Source organism: Polynucleobacter necessarius (genome assembly GCF_900096755.1).
Classification (GTDB): domain Bacteria; phylum Pseudomonadota; class Gammaproteobacteria; order Burkholderiales; family Burkholderiaceae; genus Polynucleobacter; species Polynucleobacter necessarius_K.
Map to the genome: position 1 here is coordinate 560545 of NZ_LT615227.1, position 26552 is coordinate 587096.

The 26552-nt window shown below is 46.3% G+C and carries 23 protein-coding genes and 3 pseudogenes; 8 read left to right on the plus strand and 18 right to left on the minus strand.

Going from position 1 to position 26552, the window contains the following annotated elements; translation table 11 throughout:
* The first annotated feature begins 21 nt into the window (after positions 1–21).
* Entirely contained in the window at positions 22–339 is a 318-nt protein-coding gene (locus DXE27_RS02885; protein ID WP_128112835.1) for a DUF1840 domain-containing protein, read from the plus strand.
* Here the strand turns inward: DXE27_RS02885 and metH are convergent.
* Entirely contained in the window at positions 336–3086 is a 2751-nt protein-coding gene (gene metH, locus DXE27_RS02890) for a methionine synthase (RefSeq protein WP_128112836.1), read from the minus strand. The two genes, DXE27_RS02885 and metH, sit on opposite strands and share 4 nt — an antisense overlap.
* Positions 3083–4147 carry a homocysteine S-methyltransferase family protein gene (locus tag DXE27_RS02895; RefSeq protein ID WP_128112837.1) on the minus strand — a complete coding sequence of 355 codons (1065 nt, stop codon included), beginning with the start codon at positions 4145–4147 and terminating at the stop codon, positions 3083–3085. The genes metH and DXE27_RS02895 overlap by 4 nt, the downstream gene beginning before the upstream one ends.
* A gap of 82 nt (positions 4148–4229) precedes the next feature.
* On the opposite strand from DXE27_RS02895, the gene DXE27_RS02900 reads away from it, so the two are divergent.
* On the plus strand, positions 4230–4691 hold the full coding sequence (locus DXE27_RS02900) for a PhaM family polyhydroxyalkanoate granule multifunctional regulatory protein (protein ID WP_128112838.1): 462 nt from the start codon (positions 4230–4232) through the stop codon (positions 4689–4691).
* Here DXE27_RS02900 and DXE27_RS02905 read toward each other — a convergent pair.
* Positions 4603–5109, minus strand: coding sequence for an MBL fold metallo-hydrolase (locus DXE27_RS02905; protein WP_197712287.1), 507 nt, complete (start codon positions 5107–5109; stop codon positions 4603–4605). The two genes, DXE27_RS02900 and DXE27_RS02905, sit on opposite strands and share 89 nt — an antisense overlap.
* The gene (locus DXE27_RS09055) at positions 5088–5312 is read right to left on the minus strand and encodes a hypothetical protein (RefSeq protein WP_197712288.1); all 225 of its coding nucleotides are present in this window, start codon (positions 5310–5312) and stop codon (positions 5088–5090) included. The genes DXE27_RS02905 and DXE27_RS09055 overlap by 22 nt, the downstream gene beginning before the upstream one ends.
* A 120-nt stretch (positions 5313–5432) precedes the next feature.
* Here DXE27_RS09055 and DXE27_RS02910 point away from each other — a divergent pair, with 120 nt between their 5' ends.
* Complete coding sequence (locus DXE27_RS02910) at positions 5433–5609, plus strand: DUF1289 domain-containing protein (protein ID WP_128112839.1); 177 nt, start codon at positions 5433–5435, stop codon at positions 5607–5609.
* Between the two features lie 22 nt (positions 5610–5631).
* Here DXE27_RS02910 and acuI read toward each other — a convergent pair.
* Positions 5632–6613: pseudogene (gene acuI, locus DXE27_RS02915) on the minus strand (acrylyl-CoA reductase (NADPH)).
* Positions 6614–6700: 87 nt separating this feature from the next.
* On the opposite strand from acuI, the gene DXE27_RS02920 reads away from it, so the two are divergent.
* The 3 genes from DXE27_RS02920 to DXE27_RS02930 are packed head-to-tail and all read left to right on the plus strand — an operon-like array spanning position 6701 to position 8199.
* Entirely contained in the window at positions 6701–6997 is a 297-nt protein-coding gene (locus DXE27_RS02920; RefSeq protein ID WP_128112840.1) for a hypothetical protein, read from the plus strand.
* Positions 6998–7007: 10 nt separating this feature from the next.
* Positions 7008–7508 (plus strand): flavin reductase family protein, encoded by a 501-nt coding sequence (locus tag DXE27_RS02925; protein WP_128112841.1) that lies wholly within the window; start codon positions 7008–7010, stop codon positions 7506–7508.
* Between the two features lie 28 nt (positions 7509–7536).
* On the plus strand, positions 7537–8199 hold the full coding sequence (locus DXE27_RS02930) for a glutathione S-transferase family protein (protein WP_128112842.1): 663 nt from the start codon (positions 7537–7539) through the stop codon (positions 8197–8199).
* A 19-nt stretch (positions 8200–8218) separates the two neighbouring features.
* On the opposite strand, the pseudogene DXE27_RS02935 reads toward DXE27_RS02930, so the two are convergent.
* From DXE27_RS02935 to DXE27_RS02970, 9 genes and pseudogenes are all read right to left on the minus strand, one after another.
* Positions 8219–11255: pseudogene (locus tag DXE27_RS02935) on the minus strand (efflux RND transporter permease subunit).
* A 7-nt stretch (positions 11256–11262) separates the two neighbouring features.
* Positions 11263–12402 carry an efflux RND transporter periplasmic adaptor subunit gene (locus DXE27_RS02940; RefSeq protein WP_462803968.1) on the minus strand — a complete coding sequence of 380 codons (1140 nt, stop codon included), beginning with the start codon at positions 12400–12402 and terminating at the stop codon, positions 11263–11265.
* Positions 12403–12590: 188 nt separating this feature from the next.
* The gene (locus DXE27_RS09995; RefSeq protein ID WP_269459795.1) at positions 12591–13511 is read right to left on the minus strand and encodes an efflux transporter outer membrane subunit; all 921 of its coding nucleotides are present in this window, start codon (positions 13509–13511) and stop codon (positions 12591–12593) included.
* Positions 13447–14118, minus strand: coding sequence for a TolC family protein (locus DXE27_RS10000; RefSeq protein ID WP_269459796.1), 672 nt, complete (start codon positions 14116–14118; stop codon positions 13447–13449). Before DXE27_RS10000 ends, DXE27_RS09995 begins: the two co-directional genes overlap by 65 nt.
* Positions 14119–14250: 132 nt before the next feature.
* Positions 14251–16083 (minus strand): glutamine--fructose-6-phosphate transaminase (isomerizing), encoded by a 1833-nt coding sequence (glmS, locus tag DXE27_RS02950; protein WP_128112844.1) that lies wholly within the window; start codon positions 16081–16083, stop codon positions 14251–14253.
* Positions 16083–17579 (minus strand): bifunctional UDP-N-acetylglucosamine diphosphorylase/glucosamine-1-phosphate N-acetyltransferase GlmU, encoded by a 1497-nt coding sequence (gene glmU, locus DXE27_RS02955; RefSeq protein WP_128112845.1) that lies wholly within the window; start codon positions 17577–17579, stop codon positions 16083–16085. The genes glmS and glmU overlap by 1 nt, the downstream gene beginning before the upstream one ends.
* Positions 17576–18484: a tRNA 2-thiocytidine(32) synthetase TtcA gene (gene ttcA / locus DXE27_RS02960; protein WP_128112846.1), complete on the minus strand. Its 909-nt coding sequence runs from the start codon at positions 18482–18484 to the stop codon at positions 17576–17578. The genes glmU and ttcA overlap by 4 nt, the downstream gene beginning before the upstream one ends.
* Before the next feature lie 26 nt (positions 18485–18510).
* Positions 18511–18908: pseudogene (locus DXE27_RS02965) on the minus strand (dihydroneopterin aldolase).
* 22 nt (positions 18909–18930) lie between these two features.
* Positions 18931–19740, minus strand: coding sequence for an SDR family oxidoreductase (locus DXE27_RS02970; protein ID WP_128112847.1), 810 nt, complete (start codon positions 19738–19740; stop codon positions 18931–18933).
* Between the two features lie 37 nt (positions 19741–19777).
* On the opposite strand from DXE27_RS02970, the gene DXE27_RS02975 reads away from it, so the two are divergent.
* Entirely contained in the window at positions 19778–20953 is a 1176-nt protein-coding gene (locus tag DXE27_RS02975; RefSeq protein WP_231969625.1) for a class I SAM-dependent methyltransferase, read from the plus strand.
* Positions 20954–20961: 8 nt separating this feature from the next.
* Here the strand turns inward: DXE27_RS02975 and DXE27_RS02980 are convergent, their stop codons facing one another.
* The 3 genes from DXE27_RS02980 to DXE27_RS02990 are packed head-to-tail and all read right to left on the minus strand — an operon-like array spanning position 20962 to position 25000.
* Positions 20962–22092 carry a polynucleotide adenylyltransferase gene (locus tag DXE27_RS02980; protein WP_128112849.1) on the minus strand — a complete coding sequence of 377 codons (1131 nt, stop codon included), beginning with the start codon at positions 22090–22092 and terminating at the stop codon, positions 20962–20964.
* The gene (locus tag DXE27_RS02985; RefSeq protein WP_128112850.1) at positions 22092–23000 is read right to left on the minus strand and encodes a complex I NDUFA9 subunit family protein; all 909 of its coding nucleotides are present in this window, start codon (positions 22998–23000) and stop codon (positions 22092–22094) included. The genes DXE27_RS02980 and DXE27_RS02985 overlap by 1 nt, the downstream gene beginning before the upstream one ends.
* Before the next feature lie 35 nt (positions 23001–23035).
* Complete coding sequence (locus tag DXE27_RS02990) at positions 23036–25000, minus strand: lytic transglycosylase domain-containing protein (protein WP_231969626.1); 1965 nt, start codon at positions 24998–25000, stop codon at positions 23036–23038.
* Positions 25001–25078: 78 nt separating this feature from the next.
* Between DXE27_RS02990 and DXE27_RS02995 the strand changes: the two genes are divergently transcribed.
* On the plus strand, positions 25079–25696 hold the full coding sequence (locus DXE27_RS02995; RefSeq protein WP_231969627.1) for a 5-formyltetrahydrofolate cyclo-ligase: 618 nt from the start codon (positions 25079–25081) through the stop codon (positions 25694–25696).
* A 1-nt stretch (position 25697) separates the two neighbouring features.
* Here the strand turns inward: DXE27_RS02995 and metF are convergent, their stop codons facing one another.
* Positions 25698–26528, minus strand: a complete 831-nt coding sequence (gene metF, locus DXE27_RS03000; RefSeq protein WP_128112852.1) for a methylenetetrahydrofolate reductase [NAD(P)H] — start codon at positions 26526–26528, stop codon at positions 25698–25700.
* Positions 26529–26552: the final 24 nt, after the last annotated feature.

Consider the following 26552-nt stretch of genomic DNA (forward strand, 5'->3'; position numbering starts at 1 on the left):
ATCAGGTGGTAAGCTATCGAAATGATCTATCAATTTCGCTCAAAAGCTGGTCCAGATGTCATCATGCTGGCCGATCTGACCAAGCGAATCTTCGATATTTTGGGGCGCCCTTTAGAGCCCAGGGGAATTCTCACGGTTGAGCAACTTCCCGATCTCATCACTGCCTTAGAAACGGCCATTTTGAAAGATTTAGAAGAAAGATCCAAAGCTAAGTCCGAGACCGAAGATGGCGCTGAAAAACCGAAGCTTGCAGACCGGCTTGGGCAAAGAGCCTACCCATTCCTAGAATTAATGAAGCAGGCAAAGTCCAAAGACGAACCCGTAATGTGGGGTGTTTAATCTAATAAGCTAGCAAGTTGACGGCGAGTGTCTTCCACTGATTGGCCACGACGCTTAGCCAAGTCTTCCACCTGATCATCCGAGAGTTTGCCTACGTTAAAGTAACGGGCATCTGGATGGGCCAAATAGAAACCGCTTACGCTTGAGGCTGGATTCATAGCCATAGATTCTGTCAAGGTCATGCCGATATCCTCAGACCCAATCACGCGCAATAAATCTTCTTTAACTTCATGTGCAGGGCAGGCTGGATAGCCAGGCGCTGGACGAATACCACGGTATTCCTCATTGATCATTTGATCGTTTGTCAAAATCTCATCCGTTGCATATCCCCACAAATCGGTGCGTACGCGATGGTGCATTAACTCAGCAAACGCTTCAGCCAAACGATCCGCCAAAGCCTTCAACATAATTGCGCTGTAATCATCATGCTTTGCTTGAAACTCAGCCACTTTCTTTTCTACGCCATGGCCTGTTGTCACAGCAAAACAACCGAGGTAATCAGCAACACCTAAATCTTTTGGCGCAATATAATCAGCCAAACAACGATTTGGTCTGCGAACGCCCTCTACAACCGGTCTCTCAGATTGTTGGCGCAAGTTATGCCACACAAACAAAGGATGCTCACGAGCTTCATCGCTATACAAAACGATATCGTCACCAATTGTGTTGGCAGGATAAAAAGCAACTACTGCATCAGCCTGCAGCCATTGGCCTTTAATCAACTTATCGAGCAAGGCCTGAGCATCTTCAAATACCTTGCGCGCCTCGACACCAACGATCTCATCATCCAGGATTGCCGGGAATTTGCCAGCCAAATCCCAAGTCTGAAAGAATGGCGTCCAGTCGATATACTTCGCGATATCGCTTAGTGCAAAGTTCTTAAATACACGACGTCCAATAAATTTAGGTTTCTCTGGCACGTAAGATGACCAGTCAATCATCTCGCGGTTCTTACGTGCCGCCTCCAATGAAATGGTTGGCGCAGCTTTTTTATTGGCATGCTGCTCACGGATACGCACGTAGTCATCGCGTAGATCCTGAATAAACTTTTTAGCACTTTCATCCGAAAGCAAGCTAGAAGCAACTGATACAGAACGTGAAGCATCTGGCACATAAACCACCGGACCATCGTAGTGTGGAGCAATTTTTACTGCAGTATGAACGCGGGATGTTGTTGCGCCACCAATCATCAACGGAATTTGACGCTCACGGAACCAGTCGTCACGCTGCATCTCTTGGGCAACATACGTCATCTCTTCCAGGGACGGTGTAATTAATCCTGATAGGCCAACAATGTCTGCATTCTCTTCCTTTGCACGCTTGAGAATCTCTGCACAAGGAACCATTACACCCATATTGGCAACTTCAAAGTTATTACATTGCAGAACTACAGTCACAATATTTTTTCCAATATCGTGAACGTCGCCTTTAACAGTGGCCATCACAATTTTGCCCTTGGCTTTAGCTTCACCACCTGCAGCGATATGCTGACGCTTCTCTTCCTCAATATAAGGAATCAAAATAGCCACTGCTTGCTTCATCACACGAGCACTCTTAACCACCTGAGGCAAGAACATTTTGCCGGCACCAAACAGATCGCCAACCACATTCATGCCATCCATCAGCGGGCCTTCAATCACCTCAATTGGCCGACCGCCTGCACCCATGATTTCTGCGCGCAACTCTTCGGTATCACCTTCAATATAAGTTGTAATGCCATGAACTAATGCGTGGGTTAAGCGCTCACGTACTGGCGCCTCACGCCAAACCAAGTTCTCAACTTGTTTAGCGCCACCACCTTTAAATTGATCAGCGATATCAAGTAAGCGCTCAGTTGGTGTCTTGCCATCTTTTTCTTTAAAGCGATTGAGCACCACATCTTCTACACGCTCGCGCAAGTCAGGATCTAGATCGGCGTACACACCTAACTGACCAGCATTCACAATGCCCATGTCCATGCCAGCTTGAATGGCGTGATACAGGAACACCGTATGAATTGCTTCACGAACACGATCATTGCCGCGGAACGAGAAGCTCACATTAGAAACGCCACCACTTACTTTGGCGCCAGGCAGATTTTCTTTAATCCAGCGAGTAGCATTGATGAAGTCAACTGCGTAGTTGTCGTGCTCTTCAATACCAGTAGCAATGGCAAAAATATTGGGGTCAAAGATAATGTCTTCTGCAGGAAAACCGATCTCGTTTACCAAGATCTCATAGCAGCGCTGACAGATCTCTGTCTTACGTTTAAATGTATCAGCCTGACCAACCTCATCAAAAGCCATTACTACCGAAGCCGCTCCGTAGCGACGAATTAAACGTGCTTGCTTTCTGAAAGGCTCCTCGCCCTCTTTAAGAGAGATCGAGTTAACAATCGGCTTACCTTGAATACATTTCAAACCCGCTTCGATCACACTCCACTTTGAGGAGTCAATCATGATGGGTACACGAGCAATATCAGGCTCTGACGCAATGAGATTTAAGAAGCGTGTCATAGCCGCTTCAGAATCAAGCATCGCCTCATCCATATTGATGTCGATGACTTGAGCGCCGTTTTCAACTTGTTGACGCGCTACTGCTAACGCCTCATCAAATTGATTATTTAAAATCATGCGGGCAAACGCTTTTGAACCTGTGACGTTAGTACGCTCACCAATATTCACGAAGCCGACATCAGCTGTAACGTTAAAAGGTTCGAGACCGGAGAGCTTCATCGCTGGCATAGATTTTTTCTCTAGCTTGCTCATGCTGCCACCCCTGCATTTTCACGATAGAACGCACGAGGTTTGCGCTTGGTAACAGCATCTGCAATTGCGCGAATATGGTCAGGAGTAGTGCCGCAACAGCCGCCCACTAAATTTACTAAGCCGTCTTTAGCAAAGCCATCTACCAAGCTAGAAGTAATTTCAGGCGTTTCATCAAAGCCCGTATCGCTCATTGGATTAGGTAAGCCGGCATTGGGGTAGCAAGAAACTGCGGCATCACAAATCCTTGCCAGCTCTGCGATGTAGGGGCGCATTAGTGCAGCACCTAGAGCACAGTTCAGACCAAAAGTCAGCGGCTTAATGTGACGCAAGCTGTTCCAAAACGCCTCAACAGTTTGTCCAGACAAAATACGACCCGATGCATCAGTAACCGTTCCAGAAATCATGACAGGCAAACGTTCGCCAGTATCCTCAAAGAATTCATCCAGCGCAAACAATGCCGCTTTGGCATTCAGTGTGTCAAAAATAGTTTCGACTAAAAATAAATCTACACCACCCGCAAATAAACCTTCAATCTGTTCACGATAAGAAGCGCGTAGAGCATCGAAAGTGACGTTGCGCGCACCCGGATCATTTACGTCAGGAGAAATGCTGGCAGTCTTTGGGGTAGGCCCAATCGCGCCCGCAGCAAAGCGCGGCTTTTCAGGGGTGCTGTATTTTTCACATGCAGCGCGCGCCAATTTTGCAGAGACTTCATTCATCTCGCGCGCTAAGCCAGTCATTTTGTAGTCTTCTTGTGCAACTGAGGTTGCGCCAAAAGTATTGGTTTCAATAATGTCCGCACCGGCATCTAGATACTGCTCATGAATTTTGCTAATAATTTGTGGCTGGGTCAGAACTAAAAGTTCGTTATTGCCTTTGATGTCGCCTGGATGATCCGCAAAACGAGTATTCCCCGGCAGCCCACGATAGTCAGCTTCAGTTAATTTGTATTGCTGGATCATGGTGCCCATAGCCCCATCCAAAATGAGGATGCGCTGCTTTAGCAGCTCAGGAAGTGCCTGACCGCGGGTATAAGGCTGGGATAAACCATTAAATTGCATTGTTGAACCGGGAATAATCTCTAGAATCCCTTATTCTATTGGACTATTGGAAAAGCCACTTTTCATTTACCCCGGAGCCCCTATGTTTGGAACCATTCCAGAATTCAACCAAAGCCTTGATATGTTTAAAACCATGTGGGGTCAAGGTGCAGCGGCACAAGCCGGACAGTTTCCCTTTTCCGCTGACGCCTCTAAGGCCGGCGGCGGTGGCTTTGGGGCAGCCTTTCCTGGCTTAGATGTAGATGAGCTAGAAAAACGCATTAAAGACCTTAAAAGCGTTGAAAACTGGCTCAATTTGAATCTGAATATCCTGAAATCGACCATTCAAGGTCTTGAGGTGCAACACGCCACGATGATGGCGCTCAAATCCTTTGGTGACGCAGTGTCAGCCGCTGGAGCTGCAGCAACAAGCCCTAGCGAAAGCTCTGAAACTGCATCAACTAAGTCGACTAAAGCTAAACCGCGGAAAACCTCAGCACGCCGTCCTCGCAAAGCTGGCGATCCAACTTTCCTCGACGAAGTAGGTAATTCAGATGAGCAATAGCCTCACCCATCGCAAATGTGAGTTGATGAATATCTAATTCACGTTTAAACAAAGCCGGCACTATCTCTCGAGCATGTGCCGGTTTTTTACATGCGGCTAAAGTATCCGCCAAACGTTCGTCATGATGTGCCTTCAGTTGTGCAATGCGTGGGAGCATCCCCTGAAAAGGCTTGCCATGAGAAGGCAATACCAAAGTATCCGCTGGCAATGCTGAATACTTTTCAATCGAGTCTAAATAAAGCCCCAATGGATCGGCATCATAAACACTGACGTTCGTTGAGATGCGCGGTAAGAGCATGTCGCCAGAAATTAGTACGCCAATCTCTTTGCAATATAAAGATGCATGCTCGGGTGCATGACCATACCCCATAATAATTTGCCAGCTTCTACCGCCAATCAAAATGTTCTCGCCTTCCATAATGTGCGGCGATATTGACGTGGAACTCCAGGAACCATATTGCTGTAGTAATTGGTGCGCGCCCGAATTTTTTCTAAATCCTGTGACGCTGTTAATCCATGTTTCTGAAAATGATCTGCTGAGCCGCCGCTGCCCGCGCGCGCACCAATCGCTGCGCCACCCTCTTTGCAACTCAACCACTGAGCAGTAAGGTAATCCGTCATGGAAATCCATAAAGGTACTTTCCACTTTTCACATAGCCATTGCGATAGGCCAACATGATCCGGATTTGAGTGCTCATGGTCTAGCGTTTTCTTTTATGTTTATTTTGTTTTAGGCTTACTTTGACTACCGCTCCATCGCCTTGCGTTAATTGGTGTGATATCAACCCAGAAAATGGTTATTGCCGTGGTTGTTATCGTACGCTTACTGAAATTGCAAATTGGTCTGAGCTCTCAAATCCTGAAAAGCTTGAGGTATGGTCATTATTAGCAGATCGCAAACCTCAAGCATCAGAATAGGTGCCACTACTTATTGTTTGGGTTATTTGTTCACATCCACAATTAAACGGCCGCGCACATTGCCCGCCATTAACTCTTGCGCATACTTTAATGATTCCTCTAAAGTAATTTCATGAGAAATTTCATCCAATGTTTTGAGATCCACTAATTTACTGAGTTGCTCATACGCCGCAATACGTTTTGCACGTGGCACAGTTACGCTATATATTCCATATAAAGTTACGCCTCGCAAAATAAATGGCGCAACAGTAGAGGGGAAATCCATTCCCTGGGCAAGGCCGCATGCAGCGACAGCCCCATCGCTCTTAGTCTGGGCGCATGCATTTGCCAAGGTATGACTGCCAACGCTATCCACTACTGCAGCCCAACGCTCTTTAGCCAATGGCTTGCCTGGAGCAGACAGAGCTGCACGGTTAATCACTTCTGCAGCGCCTAATTTTTTCAGGTAATCCGCTTCTGCCATACGGCCCGTACTAGCAACCACAGTAAAACCTAATTTACTCAAAAGGGTGATCGCAAAACTACCAACGCCGCCTGCAGCGCCAGTTACCAAAACTTCGCCATCGCTAGGCTTAAGACCGTGCTTTTGCAACGCCATCACACACAACATTGCTGTATACCCAGCCGTTCCAATTGCCAATACCTGTTTAGCTGTAAAGCCCTTAGGCAGAGGAATCAACCAATCTCCCTTTACGCGAGCCTGTTGCGCTAACCCCCCAATGGCCTTCGCCCACACCCCAGCCATTTAGGAGAACCATGTCACCAGTCTTAAAGTCTGAGTTGCTGCTTTCGATCACTTCACCAGCAAAATCTATTCCGGGGACCATCGGAAAACTACGCACCACCGGTCCTTTGCCAGTAATGGCTAAACCGTCTTTATAGTTCAGGGTTGAATAGAGCACCTTTACCCTGACATCGCCTTCTGGGAGACTTGCTTCATCAGCTTGTCCAAGCTCAGCACGATAGCCTTGCTCATCTTTATTGACCAAAATTGCCTTAAACATATCTCTTCCTTGTAGAACGAACGATTTCCCCGCAACAATTGCTTAATAGGTTTATCCTAACGAGCATTGCTGATTATGGAGGTTTCCATGAAAAAAATTCTACTATTAACTGTAATTTCTGGCTCGCTACTATCTGGGTGCTATTCCACGCAGATCAATATGTCGATGGGCAATATGCGCCTGATCTCTTCTAGCGCCAATCCCCAGGATGTGATGGATTTCGCCACCCAGACCTGCAAAGATGACTTCTACCAAGGTGCAAGCTTTTTATCCAAGGCTGGCAAGCAATATCGCTTTAAATGCGTAAAAGCTGAAGAAAATGAGATTTTGATTCCTATTCCAGGCACAACAATTGCTGCTGAACCAGCAGCTGCAGCTAAATAAGCAAAAATTGATGACCCCGTTTACCTCACGAGAGTTGCGCAAAGGATTTGCATCGTTTGCAACCGGGGTCACCGTGATCACCTGCCTTGATGAAGAAAAAAATTCTCATGGCATCACTATCAGCGCTTTCAATACCGTTTCTTTAGAGCCGCCACTTATTTTGTGGAGCCTGAAAAAACACTCGCGCCTCATGCCTTGGGTTGAGATGGGGAAAAAACATCTCATTCATGTGCTTGAACGCTCCCAAGAAAATTTAGCGATGCACTTTGCTACGGTAAAGATCGATCAATTCTCCGGGGTGGCGCATAAGCAAGCTGCAAGCGGACTTACCCAAATTGATGGCTGCGTCGCCTACTACGAATGCGAAACCGTTTGCGTTCATACCGGTGGAGATCACAACATCATTGTTGCAAAAGTGATCAACTTAAAAAATCATCCCGAAAATGAGCCGCTGATTTTTGCTCGCAGTAAATTCGTTGGTCTAGATTTCTCTGAAGCTAAAACTGCTTAAAACCAATTAATACTCACAAGGAATTACCATGATGCGTTTATGGGGTCGCAAAAGTTCCATCAATGTTCAAAAAGTCTTGTGGTGCCTTGCGGAGCTTGGGCTCAAAGAAGGCAAAGATTTTGAGCGCATCGATGCAGGACTTCATTTTGGGAAAAACAATACGCCTGAGTTTCTCAAAACGAATCCGAATGGACTTGTGCCTACGCTCGAAGATGGCGATATGGTGCTTTGGGAGTCCAACACCATCTTGCGCTACCTGAGTTCGCAGTACGATAAAAATGGGCGCTTTCCTAAAGGCATTGCAGCCCAATACAGCTCTGAAAAGATGATGGATTGGCAATTAGCTACTCTATGGCCACCTTTGCGAACGGCTTTTCTGGGACTTACCAGAACACCAGAAAAAGATCGTGATTACGACGCGATCTACAAGGGCTATCAAACAACCAACCAAACTCTCAGCTTGCTCGATAACATCCTAGCTTCGCAAGATTACTGCTCTGGCAATCAATTTAATATCGGCGATATTGTGGTGGCCTTGGGTGTTCATCGCTGGGTTTTGCTGAACGATACGTTTCCAGAAAAAACGGGTCCACGCACCGAACTGAAGAATGTAGAGCGCTGGTTAAAGAAACTAAGAGCTGAAACTTGTTTTAGCGAATTTGCCGATAAAGAACTTAATATCGTTAAATAAGCCTCAAGGCTCAGCAACCTTATTGTTGCTTGAACTTTTTAGCGTGGTGATCTGCGCCGATAAACAGATACATGGCCGGCACAACAAACAAGGTAAAGAGTGTGCCGATGGATAGGCCGGTAAAGATGACGATGCCCATTGACTGACGTCCTGCAGCGCCAGCTCCAGAGGCAATCACCAAAGGCAAGACACCCAAGACCATCGCTGCTGTAGTCATCAGAATTGGTCTTAAACGCATGCTGCTAGCCTCAACAATCGCATCGACCTTGCTACGCCCCGCCTCTTGCAACTCATTTGCAAACTCTACGATCAAAATACCGTGCTTACTAATGAGGCCCATTAACGTTACCAATCCCACCTGCGTATAAACGTTTAAGGTAGTGAATCCCAGATTAATAAATATCAGAGCGCCAAATAAAGCCAGCGGAACTGAAACCAGAATCACGATCGGATCACGGAAGCTTTCAAACTGAGCGGCTAACACGAGGAATACGATCAGGATCGCAAAGAACATTGTCACCAAGAATCCACCGGACTCAGCCATAAACTGTCTAGATGGACCAGCGTAGTCCATGCTGTAGCCATTAGGCGCGACCTCTTTGAGGGTTTGACGCATGAACTCCAACAAATCCGCTTGTGAAATAAACGGTGTACTTACTCCAGAAATCGTTGCGGAGTTTAATTGCTGAAAGTGATTAATCGATTGGGGAACTACTTTTTGTTTAATGCTAGCAATCGTGCGCGCCTGAATCATTGCACCACTAGGAGTACGTATGTAGTAATCCAAAATCTGATCAGGATTTAAACGATCCACTTGTTTTACTTGTGGAATCACTCGGTATGAGCGTCCTGCAACTGAGAAGTAGTTTACGTATCCGCCACCCAAAGCCGCAGATAAGGCTGCATCCACTTGCTGTTGAGTCATTCCCAGTGCGGCAACCTTTTCGCGATCAATCACCAGTACATCTTGTGGCTTATCAATTTTCAAATCTGAATCGACGAAGAAGAAGTTACCGCTGCGACGTGCTTTATCCAACACCGCTTGGGACACTTCATTTAATTGCTCATAAGACTCGGTAGTGTTAATCACCGCCTGCACTGGCAAGCCTTGTGCGCCTGGCAAAGCTGGGAACTGGAAGGCTGCAACTCTTGCGCCAGCAATCGTGTTCCATTTTTGTTGCATGTCTTCTTGGAACTTGGTTGCGTTGCGACTACGCTCCTTCCAATCTTTCAATAGCACACCACCGAAGCTACTAGTTGGGCTGGTGATTTGGAACATTTGCTCGTATTCAGGTTCAGCGCTAGAGATCTGGTAAATCTGATCTGCGTACGTCTGCATCTGATTAACGGTGCTATCAGGCGGACCCGAAGCCTGCATCAATACGATGCCCTGGTCTTCAGTAGGCGCTAATTCTGCCCTTGCTGTTGCATACAAATACGCTACTCCGCCTAACAAGATTGCGCCCATCACAATAATTACCTGCCAAGTGCTTAACAAGTCACGCAATGTTGTTTGATAGCTGTGATGTACTTTGTCAAAAATCTTGTCAATTTTTTGCATAAAAGAGGATGCCTCTTGCTCTTCAGTAAAGATGCGGGAGCACATCATTGGCGAAAGCGTCAGCGCAATCAAGCCAGAGACGGCAACAGCACTTGCCAAAGTGAAGGCGAACTCAGTAAAGAGTGCGCCAGTAAGACCGCCCTGGAAACCAATTGGAATGTACACGGCAATCAACACAACTGTCATTGCCAAGATTGGGCCGCCCAGCTCCCTAGCAGCAATCAGAGAAGCCTCCAACGGAGACTTACCCTCTTTCCATATGACGGTCAACGTTTTCCACCACAATGATGGCGTCGTCCACCACCAAACCAATGGCCAACACTAGAGCAAGCAGAGTAAGCAGGTTGATGGAGTAACCCAATACCTGCATCAAGAAGAAGGTGCCAATCAATGAGAGTGGCATTGCAATCACCGGGACAGCAACAGCGCGCACACTTCCCAAGAATAGATAAATCACGATTGTCACAATCACCAAGGCCTCTAATAAGGTAGATACAACCTCATCAATAGAGCTGGTAATAAATTCTGTAGAGTCATAAACAATTTTGCCCGTCATACCGATAGGCAATTGCTTCTGAATATCTGGAACAACATCACGGACACGTTGCGCAACATCAAGCAAGTTCGCTTGAGGTGCCACCTTGATGGCAATAAAGACCGACTTCTTACCGCTAAATGCTACGTTAGTGTTGTAATCCTCAGAACCCAAAGTAACCGTAGCAACCTGGTCAAGATAAACAATATTGACGCCATCTTTTTTGACAACCAGCTTACGGAACTCTTCTAGGGTATGCAAATCTGTGCCAGCCACCAGATCTACAGCAACCATATCGCCTTTGGTGCTACCGACTGCTGAGAGGTAATTATTTGCGGACATAGCGCTATAGACATCATCGGCACCAATCCCGAGGCCAGCCATCTTCTCGCGATCTAACCAGGCGCGTAGCGCAAACTTTCTGCCGCCAGTAATTTCTGCGTTCTGCACACCCTCAACAGAATCTAATTTTGGTGTTACAACACGCAATAAATAATCAGTAATGGCGTTATTAGGAATGTCATCGCTATAAAAGCCCATATACATTGCCGCAGTTGATTGGCCAACTTGAACGGTTAATACGGGCTGCTGCGCTTGGGGTGGGAGTTGATTTTTTACTGCGCTAATTTGAGTCTGAATCTGCGTTAATGCGGCATTAGAGTCATAGTTCAACTTGAGGGTGGCAATAATTGTAGAGACGCCACTCACACTAGTTGAAGATAAGTAATCAATTCCTTGCGCCTGTGCAACCGATGCTTCGAGAGGCTGAGTAATAAAGCCTGCAATCGTCTCAGGATCAGCGCCATAGTAAGCGGTGGTAATAGTCACAATCGCATTTTGCGTTTGTGGGTACTGATTTACCGGCAATGAGCCAATCGCCTTCAATCCAAACACCAAGACGAGCGCACTCACAACCAGTGAGAGCACCGGCCTGCGGATGAATATGTCAGCCCAATTCATCTGCTATTTATTCCTGTGGCTTAGGGTCAGGTGAATTTGCAGGGAGCACCTTGTTATTAATGATCAATGGTGTGCCATTTTTGAGCTTCAACTGACCACTAGTAACAACCGTAGCACCTTCATCAACCCCTTTAAGAATTGCAACCTGATCACCACGAGTCGTGCCAGTTGTGACAAACACTTGTTGCGCCTCATAGGCAGGCTTACCTTGCTTATCTTTCTTACCAGTCGGTTTGGCGATAAACACTGTAGACCCGTAAGGGTTATAAGTGACAGCTGTTTGTGGCAAAGTCAATAGCTGCACTTGATCGCCCACTTTAATGTTCACATTGGCGAACATACCTGGCAGAATTTTCTTATCGGGATTAGCGATTTGCGCCTCAACCTGAATATTTCTAGTGTTGGTATCCACCTTTGGACTTACTGCAGTGATCTTGCCAGTGAAGCTCGCATCCTTGAATGCATCAGTGGTCACTACGACATCTTGCCCAACCTGAATTTGTTCGGCATTGTTTTGCGGCAAATTAAAGTCAACAAAAATAGGATCCAAAGTTTGGAGGGTTAACAGCTCATCGCCTGGATTAACGTACTGACCAGGGTTAATGGCCACAATACCGATGCGACCAGTAAATGGCGCCTTCAGATTTTTCTTAGCAACGAGTGCTGTTTGTTGCTCTACCTGGGCTTGCTTAGATTTAGCATCGGCTGCACTGGTATCAAACACGTTCTTACTAATGGCCTGAATAGCTAACTGCTGTCTATCGCGCTCATTAATCACCTTAGCCAAATCAGCCAAGGCCTTTAAAGAGTTCAGTTGTGCAACATCAGAAGCATCGTTTAATTTAATGAGCAATTCACCTTCTTTAACGTCTTGGCCCGATTTCACTGGCACGGTTTGCACCAAACCGCCAATCTCAGTGCTGAGTTCTACACCTCTAAATGCACGAACGTTACCTACGCTAGTAAGTTTTGGCTGCCATTCAGAAGTAGCAATCACCATTGTGGAAACAGTCGCAGGCGGCAGACCCATTCCAGAGATGAAATGCTTAATCATGAAAGTCTTGAGTTGATTAAAAGTAAAAATCAATCCAAGCAATATGAAAACACCGCACAATATAATAGTCATACGACGTTGCAATGGCTCCATCGCCATGAGCTTTGCGTAAGCCTTGGTATTGCGCCACTTCGCGCCCATACGCGCATAGAAGGCCTTAGCCTTTTCCCAAAGCGCAATCACCTTCTCATGCAATTTCCACTCAATTGCTTTGCGTTGAGTCCATGCCCACAGGGCAAGAACAGCAGCAATCAGCTTGCTCTTAATTGTTTCCAGAAGTTTCATTTTGATCTTTGTTCGCTATCTATGTCTTTTGGTTTAAATGCGGGGCCTTCGCGATTCCACCAGCCACCACCTAATGCTGCAAATAAAGCTGCGGTATCAGAGAACCGTGTTGCTTGCGCAGAAACGGACTTGACCTTCGCAAGTTGATATTGATTTTGGTAATACAAAACTGCTAAATAACTTGCTGTGCCCAGCTTGTATTGCTGCTGTACCAAGTCCAATGTTTCGTAGGCATAGCGTTCTGCATCCGATGCGGACTTTAATGCTTGAGCTCCCGTCTCCAAAGCACGTAACGCATCCGCAACTTCCTGAAATGCTTTCAACACTGTTGCTTGATATTGAAACGCCGCTTGTTCATAGTTGGCGATTGCGCCACGACGCTGAGCCAATAATTGTCCGCCCTGGAATAAAGGTTGCAAGATGCCGCCGCCCAAAGTCCATAAAGCAGAATTTGGCCCAAACAAGGAGCTCGATGTCAGCGCTGCAGCTCCAGCAGAACCGGTGATCGTAAATTGCGGCAGTAAATTGGCTGTTGCCACACCTACAAACGCATTCTGAGCTTTTAATTGAGCCTCTGCAGCACGTACATCAGGGCGCTGACGCACTAGACTCGATGGCACTGAAAGTGGTAATTTTGCTGGCAGATGCAAAGTGCTTAAATCAAATTTCGCAATATCAGCACTGCTTGGTAATTCGCCAATGAGCACTGCTAATTGATTGCGAGCGAATGCTAAATTTCTCTCATAGTTAAATAAATCAACTTGAGAGTTGGAAACTAATGTTCTTTGTGATGTGACGTCCACCCTTGATACAGTACCAATCACTAATTGTTTCTCAGTCACCTCAGCAAGATTAGTTTGTGCTTTCAGAATTTCTTCTGTTGCTTGCATCTGCGCACGCAGCGCCGCTTCTCGCACTGCACTTGTAACAATGTTTGCTGTTAGTGAAAGGTAAGCCGCCCTCTAGTTGAAACTGAGCAACCTCAGCCTGGGCTCTAGCGCCCTCTACAGCACGACGCGCGCCACCAAACACATCAAGCTTATAACTAACATTCACCGAGGTGTTGTATAGGTTGTAAGTATCCGTTCCGTAGTTCATGCCATAGACTGCAGAAGGCTGCTTTTGGCGTAAGGCATTAGCGCCAACACCAATTGCCGGAAAGTATTGGCCGCCAATTTGTGCATTGACGTTTTCTTGGGCTGCACGCAGTGCTGCATCTGCTGCGCCTAAATTTGGATTTTGCTGAAGCGCTTTTTTAATCAACGCATCAAGTTCTGGAGATTTATAAAGCTCCCACCACTGCGCCTCTATGTCGGCACCTTCAACGAACTCTTGATCGGATCCGCCAGGTACACCTTCAGCAGTGGCTAATTTTTTGGAGAGAGTTGTCTCTGTATAAGAGGAGGTATTGGGTGCGTCTGGCTGCTTAAAGTCTGGGCCCACTGCGCAAGCAGATAACGCGCCTACACAAACGAGCGCAAGTAAATGCAAGCGGGAGACTAGGGGTGCTTTCGACAGAAACATGAGTTGCGACAAATATCCTCTTTTACAAGAGTTATTTGAACACAAAAATGCAATCAGGGCCTCGTAAAGCCCTGATTTATCTACCTAAATTTGTTCACAGCTTGAAGCAAAAGTCAAACAAGATCAAAAAAATTATTCAACCGTTACGCTCTTAGCTAAGTTTCTTGGCTTATCAACATCAGTCCCGCGAGCACAGGCTGTGTGATACGCCAGAAGCTGTAGTGGCACTACGTGAAGAATAGGCGAGAGATTGCCGTAGTGCTCAGACAATCGAATGACGTTGATGCCGTCACTGTTCACAATCTCAGTATCGTGATCAGCAAACACATAAAGCTTTCCGCCGCGCGCCTTAACTTCTTGCATATTCGATTTGAGCTTTTCCAGAAGCTCATCTTTTGGAGCAACTGTCACCACTGGCATTTTGTCTGTCACCAGGGCCAATGGGCCATGCTTTAACTCACCAGCTGGATAGGCTTCAGCATGGATATAAGAAATTTCTTTTAATTTGAGCGCGCCCTCGAGTGCAATTGGGTAATGCATTCCGCGCCCCAAAAAGAGCGCATTCTCACATTTAGCAAAAGCTTCGCTCCAAGCGATGATCTGCGGCTCAAGTGCCAGTACTGCATGCAGCGCTTTTGGCAAATGGCGCAATTCACGAAGTAATGAATTTTCTTTCTCGGCTGAAATCTTGCCTGCGCGCTTCGCAATAGAAGCCGCTAAAAGATAAAGTGCTAAGAGTTGAGTGGTAAATGCCTTGGTTGAAGCAACGCCAATCTCTGTCCCGGCTTTGGTCAAGAAATGCCAATTCGTTTCGCGAACCATAGCGCTGCTAGCCACGTTGCAAATGGCTAAGGTGTATTGATGACCTAAGCTCTTAGCATGTCGCAATGCTGCCAAGGTATCCGCAGTCTCACCAGATTGAGAAACCACAACAATTAATGTTTTGGGATTTGGTACCGTGGTGCGATAGCGATACTCGCTAGCAATTTCCACTTGCGTAGGAATGCCTGCAATATCTTCTAGCCAATATTTAGCAACACATGCAGAGTAGTAACTCGTTCCGCAAGCCAAAATTAATATTTGATCGAAAGATTTCCAGTCTTCTGGATTCGCACCAAATAGTTCTGGCCCAAATGTAGCGATATTTGCAAGAGTGTCGCCAATTGCACGTGGCTGCTCAAAGATTTCTTTTTGCATGTAGTGCTGATAGGGGCCCAGATCAACGGAATCAGCCTGCGGTGGCATTGGCTTGAGCTCTCTTTGGGCTGTTCTACCAGCTTGATCAATCACTTCAACGCTATCTGCCTTCAAGACCGCAACATCGCCCTCTTCCAAATACATCATGGAATGCGCGCGCCCAGCCAAAGCTAAAGCATCAGATGCCAAGAAGTTTTCTTTTTCACCAAGCGCAACCACTAGGGGCGAACCAACGCGGGCGCCCACCAAAGTGGTTGGGTTGTCTTGCGCAATCACGCCAATAGCATAGGCGCCAAGCAATCTAGGCAATACTGCTTTTACCGATTGGGCAATATCTTTTTGTCCGCCAGCAACGTATTGCTGATGAATTAAATGCGCAATGACTTCTGTGTCTGTCTCAGATGTAAATACATATCCGGCAGCTTTTAATTCAGCACGTAGCGCTTCATAGTTTTCAATAATGCCGTTATGCACTACTGCAATCAAACCGTTTGAAATATGAGGGTGGGCATTTTGTGTATCAGGCTTACCGTGGGTTGCCCAACGCGTATGGGCAATGCCTAAAGTCCCATGAAAATCTTTGCCCTGCTCAGCAAGCTCAGAAACTCGAGCAGTAGTGCGCGCTCTTTCAATCGGGTGCTTTACATCGTCGCCGTTAATAACTGCAAAACCGCAAGAGTCATAGCCACGGTACTCCAAGCGACGCAAGCCCTCAACCAAAGCATCAGCAATATTCTTATGAGAAGCCGCACCAACAATACCGCACATTATTTTTTACCCTTTGCAGTTTTCTTAACCGTCTTTTTAACCACTTTCTTCACAGCTTTCTTTGCTGCCGGTTTTTTTGTGGGCAATTTTTTATCTTGCTTTATAGGGCGCTGCCACTGCAAAGAAATTTGTTTTGCTCTAGATACGGTTAGTTGATTTGCTGGGGCATCTTTGGTGAGTGTTGTGCCTGCACCCAATGTAGCGCCGCGGCCTACTCTGACCGGTGCAACTAACTGTGCATCCGAACCAATGAATACGTCATCTTCAATAATGGTTTGATGTTTATTAACGCCATCGTAGTTACAGGTAATCGTACCAGCGCCAATATTGACTCTTGAACCAACAATCGAGTCACCAACATAAGCCAAATGATTCGCTTTGCTATTGGCAGCAATTTTGCTGTTCTTTACTTCTACGAAATTACCAATATGTACATCGTTTGATAAGTCCGCACCTGGACGTAAACGAGCATAAGGACCAATCAATGATTGATTGCCTACTTTTGCGCCGTCTACATGGCTATACGCATGAATGGATACACCTTTACCAATAACGCTATTGCGAATCACGCAATAAGGCCCAATCTTTGTGCCAGCGCCTAAAGTGACGCAGCCCTCAAATACACAACCAACATCAATCGATACATCGGTGCCACACTCTAATGTGCCGCGCACATCAATGCGAGCTGGATCCGCAAGCGAAACGCCTGCATCCATTAATTGATTGGCAATATTGAGTTGATGTACGCGCTCTAGTGCAGCCAGTTGATCGCGACTATTGACGCCAACAGTTTCAAACTCATCATCGGCTTGTGTTGTACGAATCGACACGCCATCTTTCGCTGCCATGGCGATTACATCAGTTAAGTAATACTCGCCCTGAGCATTGCTAGAGCGTAAAGCCTTTAACCACTTCTTTAGGGAATTCGTTGGCAACACCATGATGCCGGTATTGATTTCTTGAATTAATTTTTGCGCTGCTGTGGCGTCTTTTTCTTCAACAATCTCTTTTACCGAACCATCAGCATCGCGCACAATGCGACCGTATCCAGTTGGATTGCTTAGGTTCTGTGTCAGCAAAGCCAATGCGCAATCTTGCCCTCTTACACCATCGGCTAATTTTGCTAATTTACTAAGCGTCTTTTTAGTTGTCAGAGGAACGTCGCCATACAAAACCAATGTCGGCTCTTGTACATCTAACTTAGGCAATGCTTGCAAGAGTGCGCGACCCGTACCCTTTTGCTCGGCTTGTAGTGCAGTTACTACTTTGCTAAATCCCGCATCTTCTTTGCTTGCGCTCACTAAGAATGCTTTAACGTCAGCAGCCCCATGACCCACTACAACAACAGGACCCGCCTTAGCTTGCTTGCCCTGCAATGAGAGGGCAGTAGTCAGTACATGTTGCAGGAGAGGTTTTCCTGCCAGAGTTTGCAGGACCTTGGGCAAAGCGGATTTCATCCGCTTTCCTTGCCCAGCAGCCAATATGACGATATTCATAAAGGGGGATTATAAGTCCCCTGAATCATGGTTCCACAGGCTAATTCATCCAAATCAGCCTCATCAATTACCCTATCACCCGCTGATCTAGCGGCAATACCCGATAGCTCAGTCGAAATCTCTAGATTTTTGAAATCAAAGGCTTCGCCATCCATCAAATGGGATGGAACGATATGGTGCATTGAGCGGAATAAGTTTTCCACTCGGCCCGGATGCTTCTTTTCCCATTCGCGCAGCATTTCTTTCATGACCTGGCGCTGTAAATTGGGCTGACTGCCACACAAATCACATGGAATGATCGGGAGATTCATATCTGTCGCATAACGTTCAAGCAACTTTTCGGGCACATAAGCCAAAGGACGAATCACAATGTGTTTGCCGTCATCAGAACGCAACTTTGGTGGCATTCCTTTAAGTTTGCCCGCATAGAACATGTTGAGCATCAAGGTTTCTAAAATGTCATCGCGATGATGCCCTAGAGCAATTTTCGTTGCGCCCAACTCATCTGCCACGCGATACAAAATGCCGCGACGTAAACGTGAGCACAATCCGCAGGTAGTTTTACCTTCAGGAATAACGCGCTTCACAATACTGTAAGTATCTTGCTCTTCAATGTGATACTGAACGCCCAAGCCCTTTAAATAATTAGGCAAAATTTCAGCAGGGAAATTAGGTTGCTTTTGATCTAAGTTGACAGCCACGATTTCAAAGTTAATCGGCGCACGCTCACGTAACTTCAACAGAATATCGAGCATGGCATAACTGTCTTTTCCGCCAGATACACAGACCATGACTTTGTCGCCATCCTCAATCATGCCAAAGTCACCAATAGCTTGACCTACCAAACGACAGAGTTTTTTCTCTAACTTGTTTTCTTCGAAGACAACTTTACGAATATCGCCCATAAGCGTTCTTTTCTAAATTCTTTAACTCAAGATGTCTTAATACGAAACACTTCAACGCCCACTGAGTGGCAATCTGGATACACGTCAGGCTTGGCTGTGCTGACGCGTGCAGCTAAGACTTTAGGGTGCAGCAGCATAGCTGTCACGATGTCGTCGCACAAGGTTTCCTGCAAATGGATATGGCCCTGAGAGGCTCTAGCCTTAATGGTCTCGCGCATAAAGTCATAATCCACCACCTCATCCAATTGATCTTGAGTGGGCGCATTCATCGCCAGTGGAATATAGAGATCGACATTTAAGATAACACGTTGTTCCGCTTTTTTCTCAAAGTCATGAACGCCGATGTTGAGATATAGATTTCATAGTCGCGCAAAAATAAGCGGCGGCAATCAACAAGGGCAGGATGAGAAAGAATTGCGTGCATGTATATTTACTTTTTAAAATACTTAATGGGTTTTAAACATCACATCGCGTGATGATGGCAGCAAGTGCTGTCCACCGTCGACATATAAAGTTGTTCCAGTGATCGCGCCCGAGTCAGCCAGAAATACAGCTGCTTTTTCTATGTCTGCAGGGGTAGAAGATTTTCCCAATGGCGTCATTTGATGCGCTTTAGAAAAACCATCGTGCGTTTGATCGCCGGATGGCAGAGAGATTCCTGGAGCCAATCCAACTACTCGTAAATGCGGCGCAAAATCCATTGCTAATAATTCAACAGAGGAAAGTAGTGCGGCCTTAGATAAGGTGTAAGACAAATAATCTGGATTGAGATTGATCAGCTTTTGATCAAGCAATTGAATTACCGCCGGAATGATTTCCAGCTTATTTGTTTTATTTTTCTGATATTCAAACATCAGCTGAGATAACAAGATTGGTGCCGTCAAATTCACCTGCATGTGATCTTGCAAGCTTTTCCCTGTTAAAGGGGTTTTTGAGTTGGCGCGATCGTATTCAAAGATAGATGCGCTATTTACTAAACAGGCCAAATTTGGGAAAGCTTTGCTCGCAGCCAAGAAAAGATCTTTGGTCGATGCCTCATTGGCCAAATCTGCCTGAAAAGCCTGAGCCTTGACACCTAAATCCTGAATTTCCTGGACTGTTTGGGCGGCCTCTTGCTCTGAACGCCCATAATGAACAGCAATATCCCAGCCCTGACGGGCAAACTGCAAAGCAATTTCACGACCAAGGCGCTTGGCGGCGCCAGTCACTAAAACTGCCTTTTTTTGCTGGGATGGTGATGTTGAACTAGGGTTCAATTAAATTCTCTTAGACTAGCAAGCTATGGATATTACCTTGACCAGCCTTGAAACGGAGCATAGTGCGCTTCTAAAGGCCAAAATAGCCTCTCAGATCGCCTCACAGGCCGGCTGGCTGCCCTTTTCTCGCTATATGGAGATGGCCCTCTACGAGCCCGGGATGGGCTATTACAGCGCCGGAGCTCACAAACTAGGAGCTGGTGGCGATTTCACCACCACCCCCGAATTAAGCCCCCTCTTTGGAGCGGCTATTTGCTCAACGCTCTTGCCGGTTCTTGAGGGCCTAAAGGAAAAAGGACTCCCGACACAAATTCTGGAGTTTGGTGCCGGGACTGGCAAGCTAGCAACATCCATATTGACCCGCTTAAGTGATCTTGGATTTCAATTAGACCGTTACGACATCATTGAGATTTCGCCAGACTTAGCGCAACGTCAGCAAGAAAGAATTGGCGCAACTGTTAAACAACTTAATAGCAACACTCAATGTAGCTGGCTTTCTCAGTTGCCAGAAAATTTCAAAGGCGTCATTTTGGCAAACGAAGTGATTGATGCCATTCCTTGTGATGCCATCATTTATCAAAATGGATTTTGGTATTGGTATGGTGTTTCTTCTGAGGGCGACAATCTACTTTGGAAAGCAGGCGCTCCGGTTGAGCAAAAATTGCTTCCCGAAAGTCTCCTCAGCGGAAACCTCTCAGAAGGTTATGTCACCGAACTGCACACCCCAGCAAACGCATGGATGCAACAAGTTGCCAAGCATTTAGAAGTGGGCTTATTTCTAACTTTTGATTATGGCTTTCCTGAGAGCGAGTATTACCACCCACAAAGACTTGAAGGCACCTTGATGGCTCACCATCGCCATCATGCAATTCAGGACCCATTTCACCTGCCTGGTCTTTGTGACTTAACAACTCACGTTGAGTGGTCACAAATTGCTCGTAGTGCATTGGCTGAAAATGTAGATGATGTTTATCTCACCAACCAGGCCGCATACTTGTTAGATGCGGGCATTGGCGATATCGCCCTGGAGACTGGTGATCCGAGCGATCCAGAGACTTTTCTACCAATCTCAAACTCTTTGCAAAAGTTATTGTCTGAGGCGGAGATGGGCGAACTCTTTAAGGCATTTGCGTTTTCTAAGAGCTTAGAAAGTTTGCTGCCCGGCCATGTGCTTGAGGATCTGCCAGGTTTACGCGGCAGAAATCGACTATAGATTTTTGCTTAGCTCTCTAGAGCCGCGGTAATTGCAGCCAATCTGGCAGATTCAAATGCGCTACCAATGCGCTCACCATTAGATCGATCTTCCGCAGCAACGCCAGCAATAATTTCTGCTGTATTGATTGCCTGTGCGTTGCGCATCGCTTTCATTAAAGGCGAAACATTTAGTCCTAAATTTTCCGCAAGATTCAAAATTGCCTGACTGCGATCTGGCTTGCGCCAAACATCAGCGCGATTAAACCAAGCCAAAATATCTACTGCTTGATAAGAGTGATTGGGGTATTGATTTATTAATACTCTCAGATCGCTAAATATTTCACTGAAATCTCTTACTTCAATTGGCATACGGACACAATCAGCCCAGGAACGAATTTCCTTGGCCGGCAAATCCATCAATGCAATGGCACAGCGCTCTTCCAGACTATTGCCAGCCAATGAAAAGTGCGTGATCAACACTTCACGGAAAGGCTCTTCAGCCAGCCTGGCGGTCAGGGCAGCCGGCAATATCGCGCTAGCGGCACCGGTATTTAATAAGACCTGAAATAGGTGCATCGGCTTGGTGGCAACCAAACCTCTGGCTAACTCCTGCCAAATACGCTCTGCTGACAACGCATTTAATTCACCAGACTGAACAATTGCCTTAAGAGCGATCAATGTTTCTTCTGCAACTGTAAATTCTGGGAAACGAGCGGCAAAGCGAGCAATTCTTAATAGACGCAATGGGTCTTCAGCAAATGCATCGGATACATGACGAAATACCTTATGAGCCAAATCCTCTTGGCCGTTATGAGGATCAATAATGGGGCCGAATTGTTTGCCGTCTGCGCCCACTTCTTGCGCCATTGCATTAATCGTTAAATCACGACGCTCTAAATCCTGCTCCAAGGTGACGGAAGGATCTGCATAAAAATGAAAGCCTTTATAACCTTTTCCGGTCTTACGCTCAGTACGCGCAAGCGCATACTCTGCTTGCGTCTCTGGATGTAAAAACACCGGAAAATCTTTGCCAACAGGTCGAAAACCTTTGGCAACCATCTCTTCTACGCTTGAGCCCACTACAACATAATCAATGTCGTGCACGGGCAAACCCATCAAGGTGTCCCGAATTGCTCCGCCGACAGCGTAAATTTTCATTACTGCATGCCCTCTAGGCTGCGGCGACTCAATTTAAATACTTCAGTCAACGCGTCAACACCATTTACCGGCAAGGTATTGGGCAATTTCATCGAGGCAATATTGTCACGAGACATTAAAGTTGGCCCCGGCAAGAACTCAAATGCCAAAGCTTGTAGATAACCGACAAATGCTGGAACCGGAATAATCGCACATGATGTTTTCGCTTTACGCGCAGCAAACTCGACAATCTCTTTCATGGTGTAAACCGTTGGGCCCACCAGGTCATAGGACCGATGAATTGTTTGCGGCATGCTTAATGATTTTACAAATGCACTCGCAACATCATCTACTCTTACTGGCTGAAATTTAGCCTGATGATTGGCTAAGGGCATTGCTGGAAATAACTTAGTCAATTTAGAAAATAAGTTAATAAATTGATCTTGGGCACCAAAGATGACTGAAGGCCTAAAGATAGTCCAATCAAGAGAGCTGGCCTTAACAGCCGCCTCACCGTCACCCTTGCTACGTTGATACATAGATGGGCCTTGGGAATCTGCGCCCAGCGCACTCATGTGCAAATAGCGCTTTAGACCATGCAACTGCATTGCAGTCATAATATTTTTTGGCAACTCCACATGCGCCGCCCTAAACACTTTTCCATAAGGTTTAGCAGGCCTATCGTGAAGCATGCCAACCAAATTAATCACAGCGCCATTTGGTTTGATGCGCTCACAAAGACTCTGTAATTCATCGAACTCATGAATATCAGCTTCTTCAACATGCACCTTAGGTAGCATGCGCAATTCGCGCGCCGCACCTAAATGGCTTGTTGGGATCAAGACAGAATAGCCAGCAAGCTGAAGTTGCGCAGCAATCACTCGCCCAACAAATCCATTGCCGCCAATCAGAAGAATGTCATATTTCATCAGAAGCTTTCTTTGCTTGCGCAGAAGTGAATTGTTTAAGGGAGCTCAGATTGAGTGGCAGCCTTAGGTGTAATTACACCTAAGCGTTGTTTTAAAGATTGTGTCTGACCATTCATCACCGATGAATAGTAACTTGCGTTGGAGAGAACATTCTTTACGTAGACTCGAGTTTCCGTAAGCGGAATAGTCTCAGCAAAAATTGCTCCCTCGGTTGGGCCTGATAACTTTTCACGCCAAGCCTTTGAGCGAGAAGGACCTGCGTTATAGGCGGCCGAGGCTAAAACCCAAGAACCATCTAGATCGACAAGGACCATATTTAAATAATTACTACCTAATGTCAGATTGGTGTTGGTATCGCTCAACTTGTCATTGGTGTAGTTGGTCATGCCAATTTTCTTAGCCACATACTTGGCGGTGTTCGGCATTACTTGCATTAATCCAGACGCACCCACGGAGGATGCTGCATTCATGATGAAGCGGGATTCTTGGCGAATCAGGCCATAAGCCCAAGCAAGATTCAAATCGATCTGTCGTGCAATTGGCGACAACTCTTCTTTATACGGAGTTGGATAGCGCAAACTAAAATCATGCTCTTGTTTTGTACGATCAGCAGTATTAACAACACGGTCATATAGATTGATCCGTTTCGCATACTCTGCGGCAGCCAATAATTGCTTATCGGTCATATTGCGCAATTCCCAATTCCACTCGCGATTACCCTCGAAGCGAAGATTCATGGCATACAAGCGCTCACCGCGAATGAAACCCTTACGACTCGCCATTGCATCAATTTCTTGCTTGCTTACTTTGGTTCGGGCGGGCGCATGATTTGATCTACCCAATTCTTCGCGGGCGAGTTGGCCATAAAAATTGTATTGATCGGCAATTAACTCAAAACTCTCTTTGGCTTTTGTGTCCTGCCCCTCTGCCTTTAGCGCGCGACCATACCAGTAAGTCCATGCTGGATCTTTGCTGCGCACTGCAGGGTTCATACCATCAATAGCATTCTTTACCAAAACCCAATCTTTAGCGCGCAAGCCTGCACGTACCTTCCACTCTTGTGATTCGGTCGAAAGCAATTCGTTATAGCCCAACTCTTGTTGCATACGATAAGCATCATCTGCATTGGGATCTAGTTTCTTAGCCAGAAATTGTCCGATCACGCCCCATGCAACAGCTTGATTCTCTTTGCTATAACGCGAAGCGTTTTGTGAGAAGTCGCGATACGCTTTTGCTGGATCTGCTTTGGCCGCCTTAACAATATCGGCAATAGGATCTTCACCACCAAGTCGGCGTGACATCGTGTCAAAGCCACGTTCGCTTGCAGCGCGGCCAATCGCCTTCGCTTCGCTTGGGCTCATCCCACCAGCAGCAACGAGTGACGGCACCAACTCCTGACATGCCTGACCAAAGTAACCCGGGTCTAACAAAATAGATCTGGAGTCCATTGCTAATTTTGTTGGATTCTCGCCCCGGGATAACTTTGACAACAACGAATAGCACTTCACTTGCATATCGTCATCCAAAACAAACTTAGCGTACTCAGCATCAAAGCGTGCCCAGTCCTTGCGCTTACCTAAAACCAAGAGCCAATCATTGCGCATTCGGTCAGCCAAGGCTGTCCCTTGATATTGATTTAGAAATGAAGCCACTTGAGAGTCGGCGCTGTAATCCCCTCGTGCAGCACCTGCACTATCAAACAATTGTGGTTTGATGCGGAAATACGTTACGCAGTCATCAAATGGGTAACCCACCAAATTAGAAGACAACTGCTGAGTACGAAATACATCGTTTTTTTTTGCAGCTTCGCGCAAATCAATAAACATCCGATCGGTATCAGTAATTTCTGCTGGTGCAGCCTTGCTTTCATAGGACTTAGGCAGAATTGGCTTTTTGGACTTTTCCGCAAACGCATTTGGAAAGGGCAGCGTTAGACCCAAAATCAGCGTTGTGATCCATACGCGGGATTGCCATTGACGAATTTCAAACTGCTTTTTCACTATCTAACCTTTTATCTGTAATTACTGAGTGTTATCTTATTTGCTATATCTTCTAATTTTCGCCTGATAATGCTTGATATGCACGAGAATTCGCCAAAATCTCTTCGTCAAAATTTACTAAAGCAACGTACTGCGTTTGCTGCTGAGCAAAATTACGCTCAAATGCAGGCCGACCTCATTGATCACTTAAATCAACTGCTTTTAGAAGAAGGTAGCTCATGGCAATCTGTTGCCCTCTATTGGCCCATTCAAGATGAAGTCGATTTGCGCTCTACTTTGCTAGCCTGGGTCAAAAAAGCCCCCCAGCGAACTCTAGCGCTGCCATTTGCTCGTCCTGATAAACATCTCGATTTTTATCAATGGCTACAGGGGGATCAATTGATTCCTAGTAAGCATGGTGTACCAGAGCCGGACCCCGATAACGCCGAAAGACCACTTAGCAGGCCAGGCTGCATTCTCATCCCCTGTGTTGGCTGGTCGAGCTCAGTCGCCGAAGGAAAAAAGCATTACTGGCGTTTAGGGTATGGGGGTGGATATTTTGATCGCACCCTGGCTGACCTCAGAAAGAAAAATCCCAAGCTAGTTTGCATTGGGATTGGTTTTGATTGGCAAGAACTTAATGATGACCAGTGGTCAGCGCAGACTCATGATGAGCCACTAGATATGCTCATCACAGAGTCAGGACTATACAGCTAGATTACTTCGTTAAGTCTAGATTGTCTGCAATGGCCAAAACAGCATCGGCCTGGTTTAACGAGTAGAAGTGAATGCCAGGAGCGCCCGCAGTTAATAGCTGATCACATAAGTCTGTTACAACCTCTTCGCCAAATGCGCGGATAGAAGCAACGTCATCCCCGTAGGACTGAAGACGCAAACGAATCCAGCGTGGAATTTCAGCACCACACGCATCCGAGAAGCGCAATAATTGAGTACTATTAGTAATCGGCATAATGCCGGCGATGATGGGTTGAGTTACACCAAGATCGTAGGCTTCATCCACAAAGCGAAAGTAAGCATCGCTGTTGTAAAAGTATTGAGTAACAGCTGAATTTGCACCTGCCTTCATTTTCTGCACAAAAAAATCCACATCGCTCGCTGGTGACTTGGCCTGGGGGTGCGTCTCTGGATATGCAGCTACGTCGATATGAAACCAATCGCCTGTTTCTGAACGAATAAATTCAACCAACTCATTGGCATGATGAAATTCTCCATACTGACCCATGCCAGAAGGCAAGTCGCCACGCAAAGCCACAATTCGCTTCACGCCTAAGGCTTGGTACTGCTTCAACATTTCGCGCACGCTTTCACGTGAGCTGCCAACACAAGATAAGTGTGGAGCAACCGCTGCACCAGCAGCATGAATATCACTCACCACTTTTAATGTGCCAGACTGAGTAGAGCCACCGGCACCAAAGGTCACGGAATAAAACGCTGGCTTGAGCGTTTCACTAAAGCGCTCACGCACAAGGTGCAACTTACTCTCACCTTCAGGTGTTTTAGGAGGAAAGAATTCGACGCTTAATTCCATGATTTTGGGCCTAGGTATCTATTG